Here is an 18,123-nt window from a genome sequence, read left to right as displayed (position 1 = left end):
TCTGTTTACTAACCATTTCATTATATAAATACATTAGAATCACCCACTTAATTTATCTATCTTTTCTACTAAAGTAGTTTTTTTTCATTAGAATCACTCTTTAACCCTTGATAGAAAACTGCTGTGGATGTCTGTATATACGGTTCAAGCCATATGAACCCTATTCCTAAAGTGACTAAACATAATATAAACCACCCTGCAAAGCTTAGATACAGACAAAATAATTTCCCTTTATATCCATTCATCATCTCTTTGCTACGGTTTATAGCCTCCAAAGAGGTTAATTCGGGATTATCGATTAGTATATAGTATGCCATAGAATAACTAAAACTAGCGATTATTCCCGGTATTATAAGCAATAAAGTCCATAACAATATAAATATACCCATTAATAAGTTCAACAAAAATGTCTTCCCGAAATACTTAAACCCCATAAAAACGTCCTCGATTTTAGCATTAGTCTTTCGTATTAACTTTAGAAAAAACATTGAAACGCCAAAAGTTATGGGCCCTCCGATAATCAGTACTATAACTCCCCATATATTTTGAATTCTACCATCACTAATTGTAGTGCTATATTTAAATATTTCATGTATAGGATTATTAATAACCCAATTTACCCTTTCTTTAATATCAGGTCCCTGTATAAACATTTCTGTGAAAATCCAGGCTAATACACAAACTATTATAGCTACAATCCAATTACCTGATAAATCCTCCCTTGCTTCTTGACGTATTTCCTTATTACTTTTTGATTTTGAGTCATAACCATCCATATAAATCCCCCTTGTGTTGCTTTGGTTTTATTAATTACTTAAAATTGGTACACTATATATAATATGCTTATTACCGCATTTTTAAACCAAGTAAAATAAATACCCGTGGTAGTAGGAGATTACTTAACGTTAGCTCCTATCTATTAATTTGCTATTTCATAGATAGCTGCCGTCATTACCTGAACATTTTTTATTAGTAAATCTATTTCTATATATTCAACTTCCTTCTCTTGCAATATTTTTTCATTCAATGTCATAAATCACCCCTCAAATTTGAAATATAGAATAAAACAAAACCCAGTAACCACATTCACTGGGTTTTATTTACGAAAATGCTTTATATCTGTATTAACAAAACAGTAAGATAAAATCAATTGTTCTCTTTCTTATATACTATGCCAAAAGTACGCAAAAGTTAATTTTCAACAATTGAGAATTAACTATGGATTATTTAAATGTCGTTAAATCATCACCTGCGGTGCTGCAATCTTAACGACTTCAGAAGGAGATTTAAACTCCCACCGAAGTTTTCTCTTTGTTATAGTCTGATACCCCCTCTTATAGAAGAGGTAGACTTTCCTTTTGAAATGTCGTTAAAACAATCTAAGTAAAACGCTAGCAATTATAAGAATAAGTGCCCCTCCTAAGCGTGATGAAATTGCAGCAAAGGGCATCAGTTTCATTCTTTTAGCTGCGGTTAATACGGCAACATCCCCTGAACCACCCATATTAGCCATACACAATCCAGCAGAAATAGAAGTTTCTACCGGGTAGAAACCAACATATCTAGCTACAACTCCAGACCCAATTACCGCACCAATTATAGTAATACCAACAAGTATTATATACTTAAATGTTAAAGCTGAAATAACCGCATTAAGATCAGTATATGCAATTCCTACACCTACCAAAACAACAACCGTAAAATTTTTCATTACAAATGAGTACCACACACTACAAGCATATTCGCATTTAGCAGGTAGTGCACCCGTCATTTTAACAAGAATAACAATAAGAATCATCCAGGCATAAGCATGAATAGTTGGTAAAAATTTTCCTACAATATAACCTGCAGTCAAAAATGCACCAGATAATAATATACCAATTGCATATAATTCCAAGTCATTAGATTTATCTTCTACCTCATTTTCCGCATCGAGCTCAGTCTTTGAATTAGGTATTATTAATTCTCCATTTCCTGTTAAACTCGGCTTAACTTTACCTATTTTATTTAAAATACCCGCAGCCACAATCGCAAAAGCATTACCTAAAGCTACTGCCGGAGTCATTATAGACATAATAATTTTAGGATCTTGATTAAGCGTAGCACCAAATATCTTAGCTAATGGAACAGCACCAGCACCCATTCCACCACCCATAATAGGTATTCCTATATAAAAAATAGCTTCCTTTGCGCCATACCCTAAAATAATTCCAAATAATCCTACTAATCCAAGAGCTGCTATGATCCCACCTAAAAGACATGGAAGATATCTAACAACAGCTTGCAGAAGTAATTTTCTGTTAATTCCTAAAAGGCTTCCAGCAATAAGACCACATATAAATAGATCTAAAAATCCACCACTGGTCATAAAAGCAGTAGCTGAAGTTATTACTCCCTCTGGTAAAATCTTATAGGTCGCTAAAGCAGAAGATCCAAAAATAACTACAATAGCACCACCTCCAAAATAATCTTTTACTATAGGTAGATTGTCTCCAATAAGGTAAAGAACAGTACCAATAACTAGCATTAAAGGCAATACGCTTACTATTCCAGGTGGAAGCACATCCATATATGCACCTACAAACATGACCATAGTAATAATTGCAAAATACTGAACCTTAATACCCATTATTTCAGGTGTTTTCTTTTCATTTAACATACTAACCCTCTTCTCAGCTAACATACTTATCCTCCTCTAATATTAATGATATTTAATTATTTATTCAAAACCTAACCTAGAAACAATTATTTATTGAGGCAATCAAGGAAAAAGATACCGTTTTCATGCTGATGCAAATAAAATAATGTATGAAGACCACAAACATAGAAAAATCGCCCTACTGTAATAAAATATATTCTATTTCATTATTATAGCAACAACTTGGATATTTTTAAATATTCTGAAACTTTAAAATGTTTTGTGGTCATTAAGAAAACTTTGTATTTTTTTTAACAATCCAATTGTTAAAACTAACTATGGTATAATTTATGTAAGTTATCCTGAAATTTGAAAGGTTTAAAAGGCGAAAAATATGAAATTGAAAACAAAAATCACAAGCTTTGTAATAGTAATTTTACTTTTGACCATTGGAAGTATATCATTGCTTTCCTTTAATCAGATGAAGATAATGCTTAAAGACCAAGCTGGACGTAACCTTTTGGATATAGCCAATTCTGTCTCCACGAGTTATATTTTACAGAATTACTTGCAAGGAACCAATGAAATTAATGAACAAACCTTAAATGATGAAATAGAAAGTATACGAAGTAAGACTAAAGTTGAATTTATAGTAGTAATGGATATGACTGGAATAAGACATTCCCATCCTACAAAAGAAAAGATAGGTGAAAAGATTCAGGGTTCAGATGAAGAACGCGTTCTCACAAATGGAGAAGAGTATGTTTCAGAAGCAACGGGCAGCTTAGGTGTCTCCCTTAGAGCATTCACACCCATATTAAAAAACGGGAAACAAATTGGAGCAGTGACTGTAGGAAGTCCTATCAATGAAGTTTATAATGAGATTTATTCAAAGATAGGTAACTTTCTACCCTTTATAGTATTAGGATTGTTTTTGGGAGCAATAGCCGCAACTCTTTTGTCCTCAAATATAAAAAAAACCATCTTTGGTTTAGAACCAAAAGAAATAGCGTTAATTTTAAAAGAAAAGGAAGCTGTAATAGAAAGTGTGAAAGAAGGAATTTTAGCCGTAGATAAGAACGATAAAATTACCTTATTTAATAAAGAAGCGGGAGAGATTTTGGAACTATTAGAAGAAGATGTCGGTAAGCAAATCACAACCCTTTCTTATGGGAGTAAAATTTCTGAAGTCCTAAAAGTAGGCAAGTATTATGAAAATATAGAAATGAAAGTAAGACCTGGTCTAACAATTTTATGCAAATATAATCCTCTTAAAAATGATAAAGATGAAGTAATTGGATGGGTAATAAATTTTAGAGATTTAACAGAATTTAAAAAAATGGCAGAAGAGCTCACCGGAATAAAAAAAATGACTTGGTCACTTAGAGCACAAAATCATGAATTTATGAATAAGCTTCATACTATATCCGGAATGATACAGCTGGAAGAATACGTGGAAGCTGTAAAATTCATATCACATATTGCTAAAAATCGAAATGGAATCAATAGTATCCTTACAGATCAAATTAAGAATGTATCTATTGCGGCATTGCTATTCTCAAAATATAATAAAGCAGAGGAATATAGAATAGTATTTGAAATTACAGCAGATTGTCAATTAAATGAATTGCCACAATATATGAGTGAAGATGAATTAGGGTCTATCATTGGAAATTTGATTGAAAATTCTTTTGAGGAAGTAAGCATAGATGGAAGCGGAACCGTACACTTTAAAATTTTTGAGGCAGATGATCATTTGAAAATTCAAATAAACGACAATGGTCCTGGAATTGCATGTGAAATAAAAAATACAATATATGAAATTGGGGCCACTACGAAAATCGGTCAGCGTGGAATTGGTATGTATATTGTTAAAAAAATTATTGATGAGATGCATGGTAAAATTGAATTTAGTGTAGAAAACGGAACCTGGTGGGATATAAGTATACCGATGAAAAGGAGTTGAAATCAATGATTAAAGTAATGATTATCGAAGATGACCCTATGGTACGTGATATCAACACAAAGTTTTTGCAAAAAGTGGAAGGCTTTCAGTTAACTAAGGCCGTCAGTAATCTTACCCAGGCGCAGAGATTTATGGAAAAACAAAAACCAGATTTAATTTTACTTGATATCTATCTTCCTAAGGAAAATGGAATTGACTTTTTAAAGTTACTTCGAGCCAAAGAAATAGAAGTGGATGTTATTTTGATTACTGCAGATAAAACCATTAATAGGGTTCAAGAGGCTTTTCGCTATGGGGCCAGAGATTATTTAATTAAACCTTTCACCTTGGAGAGGTTTAAAGAATCTTTACTTAAATTTAAAGATAGATATTATCATTTTAAAAAAGCAAATGAAATTGAGCAAAGCGAATTGGACAAGTATATTTTAAGTAGCAAAGATTTAGTGGAAGAAGAAAATAATAGGAATCTAGATTTAACAAAGGGATTAAATAAGTATACATATAAAACAATATGGCAACAAGTTCAGCAAATAGAAGAAATATATACTACACCAGAAGAACTAGGAGAAATATTAGGAATTGCAAGGGTAACTTGCAGAAAATATTTAGACTATATGAATAAAGAAGGAAAAGTACACATGTTAATTGAGTATGGTAAGGTAGGAAGACCGCAGCATAAGTATAGGATAAACCCTATCGCTTAGCTGCCTTTTTTTCATTTCATCTTATAAACCCTTAGTCACTATACTTAATATGGATTTATAGATTTATACTGTATAATAGTTCTTGATTTGACTATATACGTATAGGATATTGAGAATCTTAACTACTATGATTGAAGGTTTTACCCATGATAAGTATGTTAATGAAAGACTCTGAAACCAAAATTAAAAATACTCTAGAAGATTTAATTCCAATACAGAGTGATACAGGAACACCCCTTGAGAAAGACATTGAATAGTACCTCCATGATTGGTTACAAAATTAAGACTATTTTAATTGATTCAGACCCACACCAGAAAACGGAAAATAATGAAGGTGTTTTAAGTTGATCAAGATCTCCATTTTTTTCTACTTACTGATATAAATTAAATCGCTTTGTTATAATATTGGACTTTAACTTATAGGGGTGGGAGACTTCCCCTCTGAAATGCCGTTAAACAAGTAAACTATTATTCCACTGCATATGAGCCCTAAAAGTACGCCCCCTAAAACATCTGTAGGATAATGAACATATAAATATAATCTTGAAAAAGCTATTAAAGCAGCTAAACTAAAAATCTCAAGTGCATAATTTTTAAAATGTTTTGCTAATACACCTGCAACCGCAAATGAAGACGTAGTGTGCCCTGAAGGAAATGAATAGGATAAAGGCTTTACAATTAAAAGGTCAACTGCTGGTATATCTGCTGATGGTCTTATACGTTGAACTACGTTTTTTAATATTACTTCTCCTAAAATTGCGCTTAGCAATAACGCTAATAAAGCCATGAAACCTATTTTCCTATATTTTTTGTTAACCATCAATGCAATTGCCATTATAATCCATATAGCTCCATTATCACCTAATGATGTAATAGCGACCATTACTTTATCCATAATAGTTCCATGCATATTGCCTTTTATATACAATAATATGGAACTATCAAATTTCTGCATTAAAGATATTATTTTCATCATTTTCAGCATTTCTCCTTGTTTTTCTATTTTCTTTTATGAACGCTATAACTCCAGGCAATAAAAAAATTATTATTATCGCCATTAGTACATAAGAAAAATGATTTTTTATAAAAGGCATTATTCCATTTATAATATTCATTAAAACACTCATATTTTTCCCCTCTCATTATATAACTGTGCACTCTCGGAAACTCTTAAGGTACTGCTAACTCTTGATTCATTTTGCTCAAAAATCAACTTCACCTCAAAAATTCGTGGTGCCTCATATTGTACGAATAACCTAGAAAATTTAAGCTATTCGTATTACTTTTAATCTTTTTTACTTAAACATTGTGAAATAAGACTTGACAGCTAGTAAAAATTCGCAAAATTAAATATGTATATTTTTTTACATTATTTCATTTGCGAGGAGTGTTTTTATGTTAACTGTTAAGGTTTCTCATTCTCAATATCAATATTTTCTTGAAACATTTTTAGAAAAATTCTATATTCAAACCAATCAACAAATCACTTTGTTTGAGCGTAGTTCACAAATAACTAAAATCTGGTCTACCGACCTAACCGGAATTGTCCCTCTAATAGAAAGTACTTACTCTAAATCTAATCAAGGGGCTCCGCCCAAAGATGCGGTAGCATTACTCAGGTCACTTATTATCATGGCTTATTGTAAAGAAACTAGTATATCATCTTGGGTAAAAACATTACGTTCAGACCCTTTCTATTCAATTTTATCTGGCTTTATACCCGCTTGCTATTCAGACTCTAAAGCCGAAGGCATACATGTTGACCGAATTCCTGGTGTAGGTACTTTTTATGATTTTATGGATAGGCTGATTCATAAGGATAAGATCCTTAATAAATCCAAACTGCGTAAAATTAAACGTAAACCACGTAAAAAACAAAAGAAAAACCAAAAGATGAATAACTCCAAGTCTGGTGTAGTTGACCGTTTAGTTAAAAGAATCTTAAAATATGATAATTCAAAGCTCCTTGACAGAAGCGAATCCAAAATGAACAACATACTTAAAGAATTATTTGTTATTCCTTCTTTATCAATGGGTATTTTGGGCGATCCTTCTAAACTAAATATTGCTGGCGACGGAACCTGTATGCCAACACAGGCTTCGCCTTACGGTAAAAAAGTTTGTGATTGCAAACTTAAACCAGGAGAACATTGTGACTGTTATCGAAAGTTTACCGACCCCAGTGCTAGCTGGGGTTGGGATAGCTTTAATGAACATTATTACTATGGTCATACCTATCACGGATTTACTGCCTGTGATAGCTTTTACAGCCTACCTATCCATATTAAATTTGTTAGCGCGGCACGCCATGATGCTGTTACTGGCGTTTATGCACTTAAAGAACTTGTGGATTTATATCCTGAAATTAAATTTCATTCTGTAGCCTTAGATTCTGCTTATGATGCTAATGCTTTTTATCTTTTATGCATGCATTATGGAATAAATCCTATTATTGATTTAAATTCACGTTCTTCAAAACCTTCATCAAATAGTGAATTTGTTAAACTTGATAAGAATGCTATTCCACACGGAACTGTTTGTGGACATCAGCTTCGTAATTGGGGAATTATTAGTAAACAATATAGACATAAATGGTTATTCCCAGTTCAATGTGAAAACTGTGAAAAATGTCCTATGAAAAGCAATAAATCTTATTACACTAAAACATTAGACAACCCAAGGTATTTCACTCCAATATTAAGAGGTTCAAAACAATGGAAATCTCTTTATAAAAGACGTTCAACTACTGAAAGATGTTGGGATAGAATAAATAACAATTTTCATGCTGAAGATGCAATTATTTATTCTGTTGGGTGTAGAATAACAAGGGTATTTCTTGGTGCATTTTGCTGTTTCATAGATGCTTGGGCATCAGAAAGATTAATAGCCCTTGCCGATATTTTCCCAACTCTTAAAAATATAGCTGCGTAATTTAAAATAAATTTCAATTCAATAACCAGCCTACGGCTTTTTTAAAATAGTGTATAAAAAAGTCTTTTTGTCATGTCCGTAATTAATTCAAATATAACTTTCCATTCAAATAAGCACTTTTAATACTTAAATATGGAAATTGTTAATTATTGTTTTCCGACTATACTATATAACTTTTATCATATTTTATATTGTATATTGATAAGATTAAAATCAGATTAAAAAGTCTTAGGTTTAGTTTAAAAATCATAATATCGTATAATAAAAAACACCTACATAATCGCTAAATTTGAAATCGAAATGTTTAATATTGTAATAAAGGTTTTATACCCCTAACAACATTACTATTTATAATATAACAATTATTTTTGTTCCCTCGCCTTCCTCACTTTCTGCATATATCCTTCCTCCATGTACATCTACAATCCCTTTAGCAATAGATAGTCCAAGGCCTGTTCCACCACTTTCTTTAGATCTAGATTTATCTACAGTGTAAAATTTACTGACAAATCTACATGTTCATTTCGAGACATAACCTTGTTTAGAACTATTATTTTGACATCTTCCACCAAAAGAATTTTAAAATCCTTCAAATTACCACTTTCCTTCCATTATAAAATAGCGAGCTATATAATACTAATATACATCCTTTTACCAATCTTGGCCATAGCCACCATTATCTTTTGTATCGCTCTTCTTGCCTTCGTATTTAAATTTTTCATCATTTGCTCTTAATATTACACAGTTATCCCAATCTGTCTTAGGGTTTCGTTTTATATATATATGTCACCTCAATAAATCACTTTTATATGCATCTAACTTATTAACATTTTCATACTAATATTTCACATTTCATCTACAATTATACATATACTACTCTTATTCCCTTTACAGAAATAAGAAAATAAGCCCCAATATATTTAAAAATATATCTTGGGGCTTATGCTTATTTATTTTTTCAACGTTCAGATAATACCTGCTCATTCAAAAGAGAAAACCCCTTATCGTAGATTATAACCTGCGATAAGGGGCTTTAATAGATGTAACCACAATCACATAATTTAATTTCTATTTATTGATAATGATTTTTTCCTTCTTTACGCTACCTTATTGATGTCGATTTTTTTCCCCTCTTTACGCCACTTAGCAAATTCAGCTGCTGCTGTAAAAAGTGCATCTGTGGATGAGTTAAGTGCCGTTTCGCAAGAGTCTTTCAGCACATCTACGATAAATCCTACACCAACTATCTGCATAGCAATATCATTTTGGATTCCAAATAAGCTAGCCGCTAGAGGAACCAGTAGTATAGAACCACCAGCTACTCCTGAAGTACCACAAGCGCTTACAGCCGCAAGTATGCTGAGAATAAATGCAGTAGGAATATCCACTTTAATTCCAAGTGTGTTTACTAGCCGACTAGTTCTTCTCTTAGTATAAATAATTGCAGTAAACACGACATAGAAATAATCTTACCACTGATTCTAAGTCATGTAAAGAAAAACTGAATCGTAAATTTCCCCTTATAGATTGCAATATAAAATGTCCAAAATTTCGATAAAAATCTACTGTTAAGCTGTAACAGTAGTGTTTCTATACTATCTATTATAATTACTAATAAAATCGAGTAGGAGCTAAATAATTAGTTTATTTAGCGACCTCTCACACCACCGTGCATACCGTTCGGTACACGGCGGTTCAATAAGAATTAATGTTTTAATAAATATGTCTCAGATATAGAAACTAATCCTATATTTTTAAGGTATTTATTGGTCAATGTTTTGTTTAATATAGGGCTATTGGATGTTCTCCAATAGCTCTTCCTTGTGTTTGTATATTGCCAGGCTTTATTCTTGTTCAAGCCTAATTTAACAAGGTTTTTATATTTGGTTTTAATCTTTTTCCATTGTTTCCAAAAACACATTCTAATCCTTCGCCTTAACCATTCATCAAGTGTTTTGAGAATGCTTTTAATATCTGCGATAGCAAAATAATTTACCCATCCAACTATCACTTGCTTAAGTTTCATAAATCTATATTCCATGCTCATCGCATTACTTCTTGAAGTTAATTCCTTTAGCTTTGCTTTGAATTTACTTATAGGTTTTTGAGGAACTCTCATTCTGTATTCACCTTTTGCTCGGTAAAACGAAAATCCTAAAAATTTAAGTTTCCAAGATCTATCTACTGTACTCTTTTCTTTATTCACTTTAAGCTTTAATTTTTCCTCAATAAATCTTGTAATACTCTTCATTACTCTATTTGCTGATTTCTCACTTTTAACATATATATTAGCATCATCAGCATACCTACAAAAGTTTAGTCCTCGCTTTGTTAGTTCTACATCAAGTTCATGTAACATTACGTTACTCAATAATGGGGACAAGGGTCCACCTTGAGGTGCTCCTTCTTCAGTATTCATAAATACCCCATTTATCATCACTCCACTTTGTAGATACTTTCGTATCAGAGAGATTACTCTACTATCTTTAATATCTTCCGATAGTATCCTTATTAATTTATCGTGATTTATCGTATCAAAGTATTTAGAAAGGTCTATATTTACTGTCCATGTATGTCCAGCATTAATATATCCCCTACATTTTTCAACAGCTTGCTTTGCACTTCTTAAAGGTCTAAAACCATAGCTATTATCTGAAAATTTGTTTTCATATATTGGTATTAGAACTTGTGAGATTGCTTGTTGAACAACTCTATCTACTACAGTAGGTATTCCAAGTAGTCTTATTCCCCCATCAGGTTTGGGTATTTCCACCCTTCTTACTGCTTGAGGTCTATATCTGTTTTCCAGTAATGATTGCCTTAATTCTTGTCCATGCTCTTTTAGGTGTTGTAGAAGTTCATCTACCGTCAACCCATCAATACCATGACTTCCTTTATTTGCTTTTACTCTTTTATATGCTTTATTCATATTATCTCTCGACGATACTTGTTCGAGTAAATCATTACCGTATCTATTCACATCGTTTCTTCCTTCTTCTGACATAGGAGAAATACTATGCACTTCTACGTTACCTTTAAGTTCCACTTTATTCTCTCGTAGAGAGCCTTCTTTATGAAGTTGTCTGCTTTCATCATATTTCTTCGTATCTTTCAAAATTTCAAAACCTCCTATTGTTCAGTCCTTCCCACGCTAACGCGTTTAGCATGGTACTATGACGTCTGCTGACTTCTGATAGTTCAGCCATACATCACTGTATAGTTTGTTATTTCTAAATTCATATCCACAACTTACCTATCAGATCTCCCCGGGTAAGAACGCAATCTTTCACTCCATCTATCTGCTACATTTACATCGCCTGTTTCGAATAGTTTTGGGCTTCATTTTGTATTGCAAACTTACCCACAAGCATATGCCTTATATGTAGTTTCTGTTCGTCAGACCAGAGTTTCGCCGCCGACTTCCTTCAGATTCCACCTCGCGGTGGACACCCTTGTCTTAAGCTATGCACTTGGCACTATTAACCCGTGCTAGGGACTTTCACCCATTAGATTGCGCCCATGCCGGGCGCACAATATAAACGCTTTGCCCATGTATGGAGCAAAGCGTTTTAAAAATTCTCTATTTTTTAAACTTCTATTTTATATAAAAAACAATAGATTCATATGGTCTTAAAGTTAATTCATTGATGTTATTTATTGTATCTTTATAGTTAGATATCAAAATAGTTGATCGCCCTTTAAGCAATAAATCTTCTGGTAAATTAAAAGTAGTTTCTTTCCCATAAAAATTATTTATAACTAAAATTTTCTCAGCCTTCCATGAACGCATATAAGCGAATATCTGAGAATCATCCTTTATTATAATCTTGAAATCACCATAAGCAATTACATCATATTCTTTTCTAAGTTGTATAAGTTTCTTATAGTGATAAAAAATAGAATCTTCATCCTTCAAAGCCTTCTGGGCATTTATTTCTTTGTAATTGTTACATATTGATATATGTGGCGAGCCTGTTGTAAAACCAGCATTCATATTATCATTCCATTGCACCGGAGTACGCGCGTTATCTCTTGATTTTGATTGCAATATTTTAATTATTTCTTTATCATCTATACCCTTCTCTTTTAAGATATTGTAATAATTAATTGACTCTATATCTTTATATAATTCAATTTTATCAAAGTATGGGTTTGTCATGCCAAGCTCTTCCCCTTGATAAATATAAGGTGTTCCTCTTAATAAATGCACTGTTGTTGCCAGCATTTTTGCAGATTCATTATGGTATTTTTTATCATCTCCAAAGCGAGACACAATACGTGGTTGATCATGATTGCACCAAAACAAAGCATTCCATCCATTACTTTCCTCAATTCCAACCTGCCAATCAGCAAGAATTTGTTTTAACTTTTTAAAATCAAAATTCATTAAACTCCACTTATCGCCATTTTTATAATCAACTTTAAGGTGGTGAAAATTAAATACCATTGATAGTTCTTTTTCCTGTGGATTTGAATATTTGATACAATTTTCTATAGTCGTGGAGGACATTTCTCCAACTGTAATAATATCTTCGCATTTTCCAAATGTTTCTTTGTTAAGCTGCTTTAAATATTCGTGAATTTTAGGACCATCTGTATAAGAACGGCGACCATCGCCTTTATAATCATCTTCATATTTTTCTGGTTTCGAAATTAAATTAATCACATCAAATCGAAACCCATTTACCCCTTTTTCCATCCAAAAATTAACCACATCGAACACTTCTTGTTTTAACTCTTCATTTTTCCAATTAAGATCCGCTTGAGTTTTATCAAACAAATGCAAATAATACTCATCAAATTCTCTTACATATTCCCAAGCCGTACCACCAAACTTTGAAACCCAATTTGTTGGCTCATTTCCATTCTTAGGTTCTTTGAATATATAGTAATTTTTATACTTTTCATCACCATTCATTGCCTTTTTAAACCATTCATGCTCTGTAGACGTATGGTTAAATACCATATCTAACATAATGTCGATTCCTAATTTTTTAGCTTCTAAAACCATCTCCTCAAAATCTTCCATAGTACCAAAACTACTATCAATACTACAATAATCTGCTACATCATACCCATTGTCTATTTGGGGAGAACTATAAAATGGAGTTATCCATATATAGTCCACTCCTAAGACTTTTAAATAATTTAATTTTTGCGTAACACCTTTTAAATCACCAATTCCATCTCCATTTGAATCCTTAAATGATCTAGGATATATTTGATAAACCACACTCTTTTTAAAATCTTTCATACTTCTTAATACTCCTTTAAATGAATGCATATAAACGAATTTATATTAAATCATCACTTTATATTTTTTTATTTATTCATGATTAATCCTCTGGTGCAAATTTTGCTGCAAATTTTGTTTTAGAAAGTATAAGCGTTAATGTAAATGAAACCACAATTGCCACTATCATTGCCAATGAAAAAATCAACATATATTTAGGTTTAATAGATAGTATACCAGGAATTCCCCCAACGCCAATTGAATTTGCCATGACTCCTGAACTAACTGATATTACGCCTGCAATTGCTGAACCTACCATAGCTGCTAAGAATGGATATACGTATTTTAAGTTAATACCAAATATAGCCGGCTCAGTTACTCCAAGGTAACAGGAAATAGCTGCCGGAATTGATACTTGTTCTTCTTCTGGTTTAGCCTTTTTATTTATACGTATTATTGCCATAACTGCAGAACCTTGAGCTATATTTGACAGTGCAATCATTGGCCATAAATTTGTTCCACCAAATTCAGCCATAAGTTGTAGATCAATAGCATTTGACATATGATGTAATCCAGTAATTACGAGTGGTGCATAAAAGAATCCAAACACTGCCGCAAATAACCACCCAAAAGCAGAAGTTAACCCAGTGTATACTACACTTGATATAACTGAACCTATTGCCCAACCTATTGGGCCTAAAACAGTATGAGCTATTATTACCGTTGGCACCAACGCTAGAAAAGGTACCACTATCATCGATATATACTCTGGAACAATCTTCCGTACATTTTTTTCGAATATCGCTAAAAGAAATCCTGCCATAATTGCTGGAATAACTTGTGCTTGATAACCTATCATTTGAATGTGAAAAGCTCCAAAATTCCAAAATGGAATCTTATCTGCAGCAGCACCTGCTACATCATAAGCATTTAATAGTTGAGGTGATACTAGAGTAAGACCTAATACAATTCCGAGTATTTGAGTCGTTCCCATCTTTTTAGAAATAGCCCAGGTTATTCCTACTGGTAAAAAGTTAAATATAGCTTCACCAATTAACCACAAGAAAGAATGAACTCCAGCCCAAAATGGATACATCTGAGTTATTGTTTTAGTCCCATTTCCAAGAAATTTAATATCCCCTATTACGTTACGAAAACCCAATATCAAACCTCCAACTATAAGTGCTGGAATAAGAGGTGTAAATATTTCTGCCAAATTAGCAAGCATTCTTTGAATAAAATTCATATTACCTTTCGCTTCTATCTTTGCCTTATCTTTACTAACCCCATCCACTCCCGAAACGTTTACAAATTCATTGTAAAAATCAGGTACTTCATTTCCTATAATAACCTGAAATTGTCCAGCCTGCATAAAAGTGCCTTTTACTAATTTAATACTTTTAATCTTTTTACCATCTGCTTTTTTATCATCCTTTAATACAAATCTCATTCGAGTTGCACAATGGGATACCGCTACAATATTTTCTTTCCCACCGATGTATTCTAATAATCGTTTTGAATCTTCTGTAAATTTACTCATATAAATTCCCCCCCTTAAGCTTTAATTCATTTTTCTCCTAAAGAATTCATTACAACTTATATACACCAGCTCTTTATATTTTCATCTTAACTTGTCTATACAAGTTCCTCTTGTTCTTATATTAACTTATATATACAAGTTAGTCAATAGATTTAAGCGAAAAAATGTAAACGGTTTTGAATTGTTAAATCACAAAAAAAATCGCCCTATCGGCGACGTGCAAAATCAGTAAACACAAAACGGTCTGGTCGGTGACGGGATTCTGTATATTCAAATTGATTTCCATCAGCTAAATATACATAATTTTTAACAACAACAACAAAATTATAAGATTTCATATCTAAATTTAATTTATCTCTTGAATTAGCAGTTTCAACTTGTATAATTTTATTTGCAAAACCTATTTTTAAATGTAAGCTTTCTTCAATATATTCATAAATGGATTTCTCTGCGATTTCTTCTGTTAATCCTTGCACTTCATCTTTTAAGAAATAATTAATATCAAAAATTATTCGTTCACCTTCTAAACTACGCACTCTATATAATTGAAAAGCTTCTTTTCCTACATCTAAATTACTTTTTTTATTTATTACTTCATCAATTATAACTTCCTGGAATTTAGGCACTGTAGTAATAAAATTTTGGTTACTGCTTGCACTAGCTTCCTTAAAACTAACTAGACCACCAACAGAAAATGCAATAAAATTATTTTCTAAAACAAATACCCCTTTACCATGAAGACTATTAACAAAGCCTTCCTCAGCAAGCATCTCCAAAGCTTTTCTAACAGTACCGCGACTTACCCCATACTCTTTACAAAAATCATTCTCTGAGGGAAGTTTTTCCCCTGGTGTATAAATACCTTTAACAATATTTCTTTTTATATTATCATATATGTCTGTATATAGTTTTTTCATTTTAATCCTCCAAGCCTCAAAATACCCATAAAAATTATTATATCATAAGATACTGGATAATGATGGTTATTTCCACGTTTTGTTGCTTTGCATTCACCATTTAATAAATGTAATAGTAAATCTAGTTCCTATGTCAACCTTACTTCGAACTTCAATTATTCCATTATGTGCTTCAACTATTGATTTTGAAAGGGCTAGTCCTATTCCAATGGACTCGCTTTTCTTAGAGTTTTTTGCTTTATAAAACCTTTTAAATATATTTGGCAAATCCGTGTCACTTATCCCTTCGCCTGTATCTTCTATTATAATTCTTGTATACAAAGGATTTTCCATAAGCTCCAAGTTTATAGTTCCACCAGGTGGAGTATGTTCTATAGCATTCTTAATAATATTAATGATTGCCTCTTGAAGCCACAATCTATCATGCACAAAATTTATCTCTTCTTTTTCTTTAAAAATAATCTTAACATGGCAATCATTTGCCTTGCTCTCTAAAGCCTCTATTGAATCTTGCAAGGTTTCGTTTAAGCTTTGTTTTTCTTTGACTATTTCTATTGCTTTAGCATCCAGTTTAGCAAGCTTAAGTATATTCTTTATGAGCCAATTCATCTTTTCTAGTTGGTTTTGATTATTTAATAAAAATGCCTCATTTTGCTTTTGAGATAGCTCCTTTGTAAGCATAATATCATTATATAAAATTACAGATGAAAGTGGAGTTTTTAGCTGGTGGGATATATCTGATAATAAATCCACTAAAAATTGTTTTTCCCGTCCAAGCTCACTTAAATTATTTCTAATGATTTTTCTCATAGAATTAAAAGAAATTGCGAGCTTCGAGAAATCCCCTTCGCGATCTTCATTAATATCTATGTCATAATCCCCTTCAACCACCTTCTTTGCAGCGAGAGTTAATCTTCTTATCCTTTTATAAAGAAAACTATATTGAAAATAATTAAGTGTAAATAATATAGCAGCCATAAAAATAAAAATGAAAATAATTGTGTAGTTATTCTTTATAATTGTTTGGCTCACATATGGGAAAAGTTCATTCTCTAAATTTTTTGTTAACCCATACTCTCTTAAAAAAGCACTTCCTTTTATAGCTTCTTCACTGGAAACTTCTTTTGTAATAAGAGGTATAATTTCCTTTTCCATTTCCGGATTTTTCTCTATCATTCTTTCAGCGATTGCCCCCAAGCTTTTTATATAATCAGCCTTTAAGTTATCGTGATGTAATTTTAAACACAAAGATGTAATTATTAAAAATAAAGTCATTAAAACCAAAATAGCAGCTGTGCTTATTTTAATTTCCGAATTAACAAAATACCTTTTCATACTAATCTACTCCTTATTCAGCACCGCAGGTGATGCAACATCCTTATTCCATTTATATCCTAGTCCACGTTTATTAACTATATATTGAGGTTCCCTGGGATTGTCTTCTATTTTATCTCTTATTCTCTTAATATAAACAGATAGTGTATTTTCATCAAAGAAAGGATCTTCCCCTTCTAATAATTCACACAATATCTCATCCCTCTTCATTATAACATTAGGTTTATTCATAAATATTAACAAAAGCTTATATTCTTGTGTTGTAAGATTTATAGCTTCACCATTTTTCTTTATTGTTCCTTTTACAGTATCAACAAATATATTTTCACTTTTCAATATATTATCTACGTTTATATTTTTAGAATTTCTTCTTATTAATGCCTTTATTCTTGATAAAAGTTCTCTTACCCTAAAAGGCTTTGTTATATAATCATCTCCACCTATTTCAAGCCCCTGAACTATATTAACCTCATCATCACAAGCTGTTAAAAATATTATGAGCACATCACTTTTGCTCCTTATATACTTACATAATTCATACCCATTTCCATCAGGCAAATTAACATCTAATAAAATTAAATCAAACTTCTCTAAATGGAATAAGTTTTTCCCATCTTCTACTGTTGTGGCTCTAGAAACTTCGTAGCCACCATCTTTTAGAGAAAACTCTATGCCAAGGGCTAGTGATTCATCATCTTCAACTAATAATAATCTATTCATATCTTTCACCTCATCCTAACTATTGTTAAGTAACACATTAATAATACCTCAATTATGTCTTAAGTTAAAGCTAATGTGTATAAACTCATTTTCCTTTTTTTAACAATATTGTATTTAGATGATTTTTAACGAAAAAATA

At 31.8% G+C, this 18,123-nt stretch carries 13 protein-coding genes and 2 pseudogenes; 3 read left to right on the top strand and 12 right to left on the bottom strand.

Annotation, left to right across the window (positions count from 1 at the left end):
- Window positions 1-68 precede the first annotated feature (68 nt).
- The gene (locus ACWJKP_RS06190) at window positions 69-776 is read right to left on the bottom strand and encodes a DUF975 family protein (RefSeq protein ID WP_165414078.1); all 708 of its coding nucleotides are present in this window, start codon (window positions 774-776) and stop codon (window positions 69-71) included.
- 593 nt (window positions 777-1,369) lie between these two features.
- Entirely contained in the window at window positions 1,370-2,683 is a 1,314-nt protein-coding gene (locus ACWJKP_RS06185) for a 2-hydroxycarboxylate transporter family protein (RefSeq protein WP_202881885.1), read from the bottom strand.
- Between the two features lie 349 nt (window positions 2,684-3,032).
- Here ACWJKP_RS06185 and ACWJKP_RS06180 point away from each other — a divergent pair, with 349 nt between their 5' ends.
- Both ACWJKP_RS06180 and ACWJKP_RS06175 read left to right on the top strand, forming a co-directional pair.
- A complete protein-coding gene (locus ACWJKP_RS06180) occupies window positions 3,033-4,604 on the top strand; it encodes an ATP-binding protein (RefSeq protein WP_462961451.1) in 1,572 nt (523 codons plus the stop codon).
- A 5-nt stretch (window positions 4,605-4,609) separates the two neighbouring features.
- A complete protein-coding gene (locus tag ACWJKP_RS06175; protein ID WP_462961450.1) occupies window positions 4,610-5,308 on the top strand; it encodes a response regulator in 699 nt (232 codons plus the stop codon).
- 412 nt (window positions 5,309-5,720) lie between these two features.
- Here ACWJKP_RS06175 and ACWJKP_RS06170 read toward each other — a convergent pair whose 3' ends face one another.
- Together ACWJKP_RS06170 and ACWJKP_RS06165 are read right to left on the bottom strand one after the other, a co-directional pair.
- Entirely contained in the window at window positions 5,721-6,281 is a 561-nt protein-coding gene (locus tag ACWJKP_RS06170) for a phosphatase PAP2 family protein (protein WP_411955898.1), read from the bottom strand.
- Window positions 6,250-6,435 carry a hypothetical protein gene (locus tag ACWJKP_RS06165; protein WP_165414074.1) on the bottom strand — a complete coding sequence of 62 codons (186 nt, stop codon included), beginning with the start codon at window positions 6,433-6,435 and terminating at the stop codon, window positions 6,250-6,252. The genes ACWJKP_RS06170 and ACWJKP_RS06165 overlap by 32 nt, the downstream gene beginning before the upstream one ends.
- Before the next feature lie 268 nt (window positions 6,436-6,703).
- Between ACWJKP_RS06165 and ACWJKP_RS06160 the strand changes: the two genes are divergently transcribed.
- Complete coding sequence (locus ACWJKP_RS06160; RefSeq protein WP_224578784.1) at window positions 6,704-8,239, top strand: transposase; 1,536 nt, start codon at window positions 6,704-6,706, stop codon at window positions 8,237-8,239.
- Window positions 8,240-8,587: 348 nt separating this feature from the next.
- Here the strand turns inward: ACWJKP_RS06160 and ACWJKP_RS06155 are convergent.
- The 8 genes and pseudogenes from ACWJKP_RS06155 to ACWJKP_RS06120 all read right to left on the bottom strand — a co-directional run.
- Window positions 8,588-8,731: pseudogene (locus tag ACWJKP_RS06155) on the bottom strand (ATP-binding protein); the annotation flags it as partial.
- Window positions 8,732-9,336: 605 nt separating this feature from the next.
- Window positions 9,337-9,660 (bottom strand): annotated as a pseudogene (locus tag ACWJKP_RS06150) (cation:dicarboxylate symporter family transporter); the annotation flags it as partial.
- Between the two features lie 284 nt (window positions 9,661-9,944).
- Window positions 9,945-11,354 carry a group II intron reverse transcriptase/maturase gene (gene ltrA, locus ACWJKP_RS06145; RefSeq protein ID WP_224578726.1) on the bottom strand — a complete coding sequence of 470 codons (1,410 nt, stop codon included), beginning with the start codon at window positions 11,352-11,354 and terminating at the stop codon, window positions 9,945-9,947.
- Window positions 11,355-11,834: 480 nt separating this feature from the next.
- Window positions 11,835-13,493: an alpha,alpha-phosphotrehalase gene (treC, locus tag ACWJKP_RS06140; RefSeq protein ID WP_165413195.1), complete on the bottom strand. Its 1,659-nt coding sequence runs from the start codon at window positions 13,491-13,493 to the stop codon at window positions 11,835-11,837.
- Window positions 13,494-13,575: 82 nt separating this feature from the next.
- Complete coding sequence (gene treP, locus ACWJKP_RS06135) at window positions 13,576-15,012, bottom strand: PTS system trehalose-specific EIIBC component (RefSeq protein WP_165413194.1); 1,437 nt, start codon at window positions 15,010-15,012, stop codon at window positions 13,576-13,578.
- 206 nt (window positions 15,013-15,218) lie between these two features.
- A complete protein-coding gene (gene treR, locus ACWJKP_RS06130; protein WP_165413193.1) occupies window positions 15,219-15,929 on the bottom strand; it encodes a trehalose operon repressor in 711 nt (236 codons plus the stop codon).
- A gap of 93 nt (window positions 15,930-16,022) precedes the next feature.
- Entirely contained in the window at window positions 16,023-17,264 is a 1,242-nt protein-coding gene (locus ACWJKP_RS06125; RefSeq protein WP_165413192.1) for a sensor histidine kinase, read from the bottom strand.
- A 6-nt stretch (window positions 17,265-17,270) separates the two neighbouring features.
- A complete protein-coding gene (locus ACWJKP_RS06120; protein ID WP_165413191.1) occupies window positions 17,271-17,984 on the bottom strand; it encodes a response regulator transcription factor in 714 nt (237 codons plus the stop codon).
- Window positions 17,985-18,123 lie beyond the last annotated feature (139 nt).

The organism is Clostridium sp. CM037 (assembly GCF_055081095.1).
Note: the sequence above shows the minus strand (reverse complement) of the source record. Positions and strands in the feature narration are given on the sequence as shown.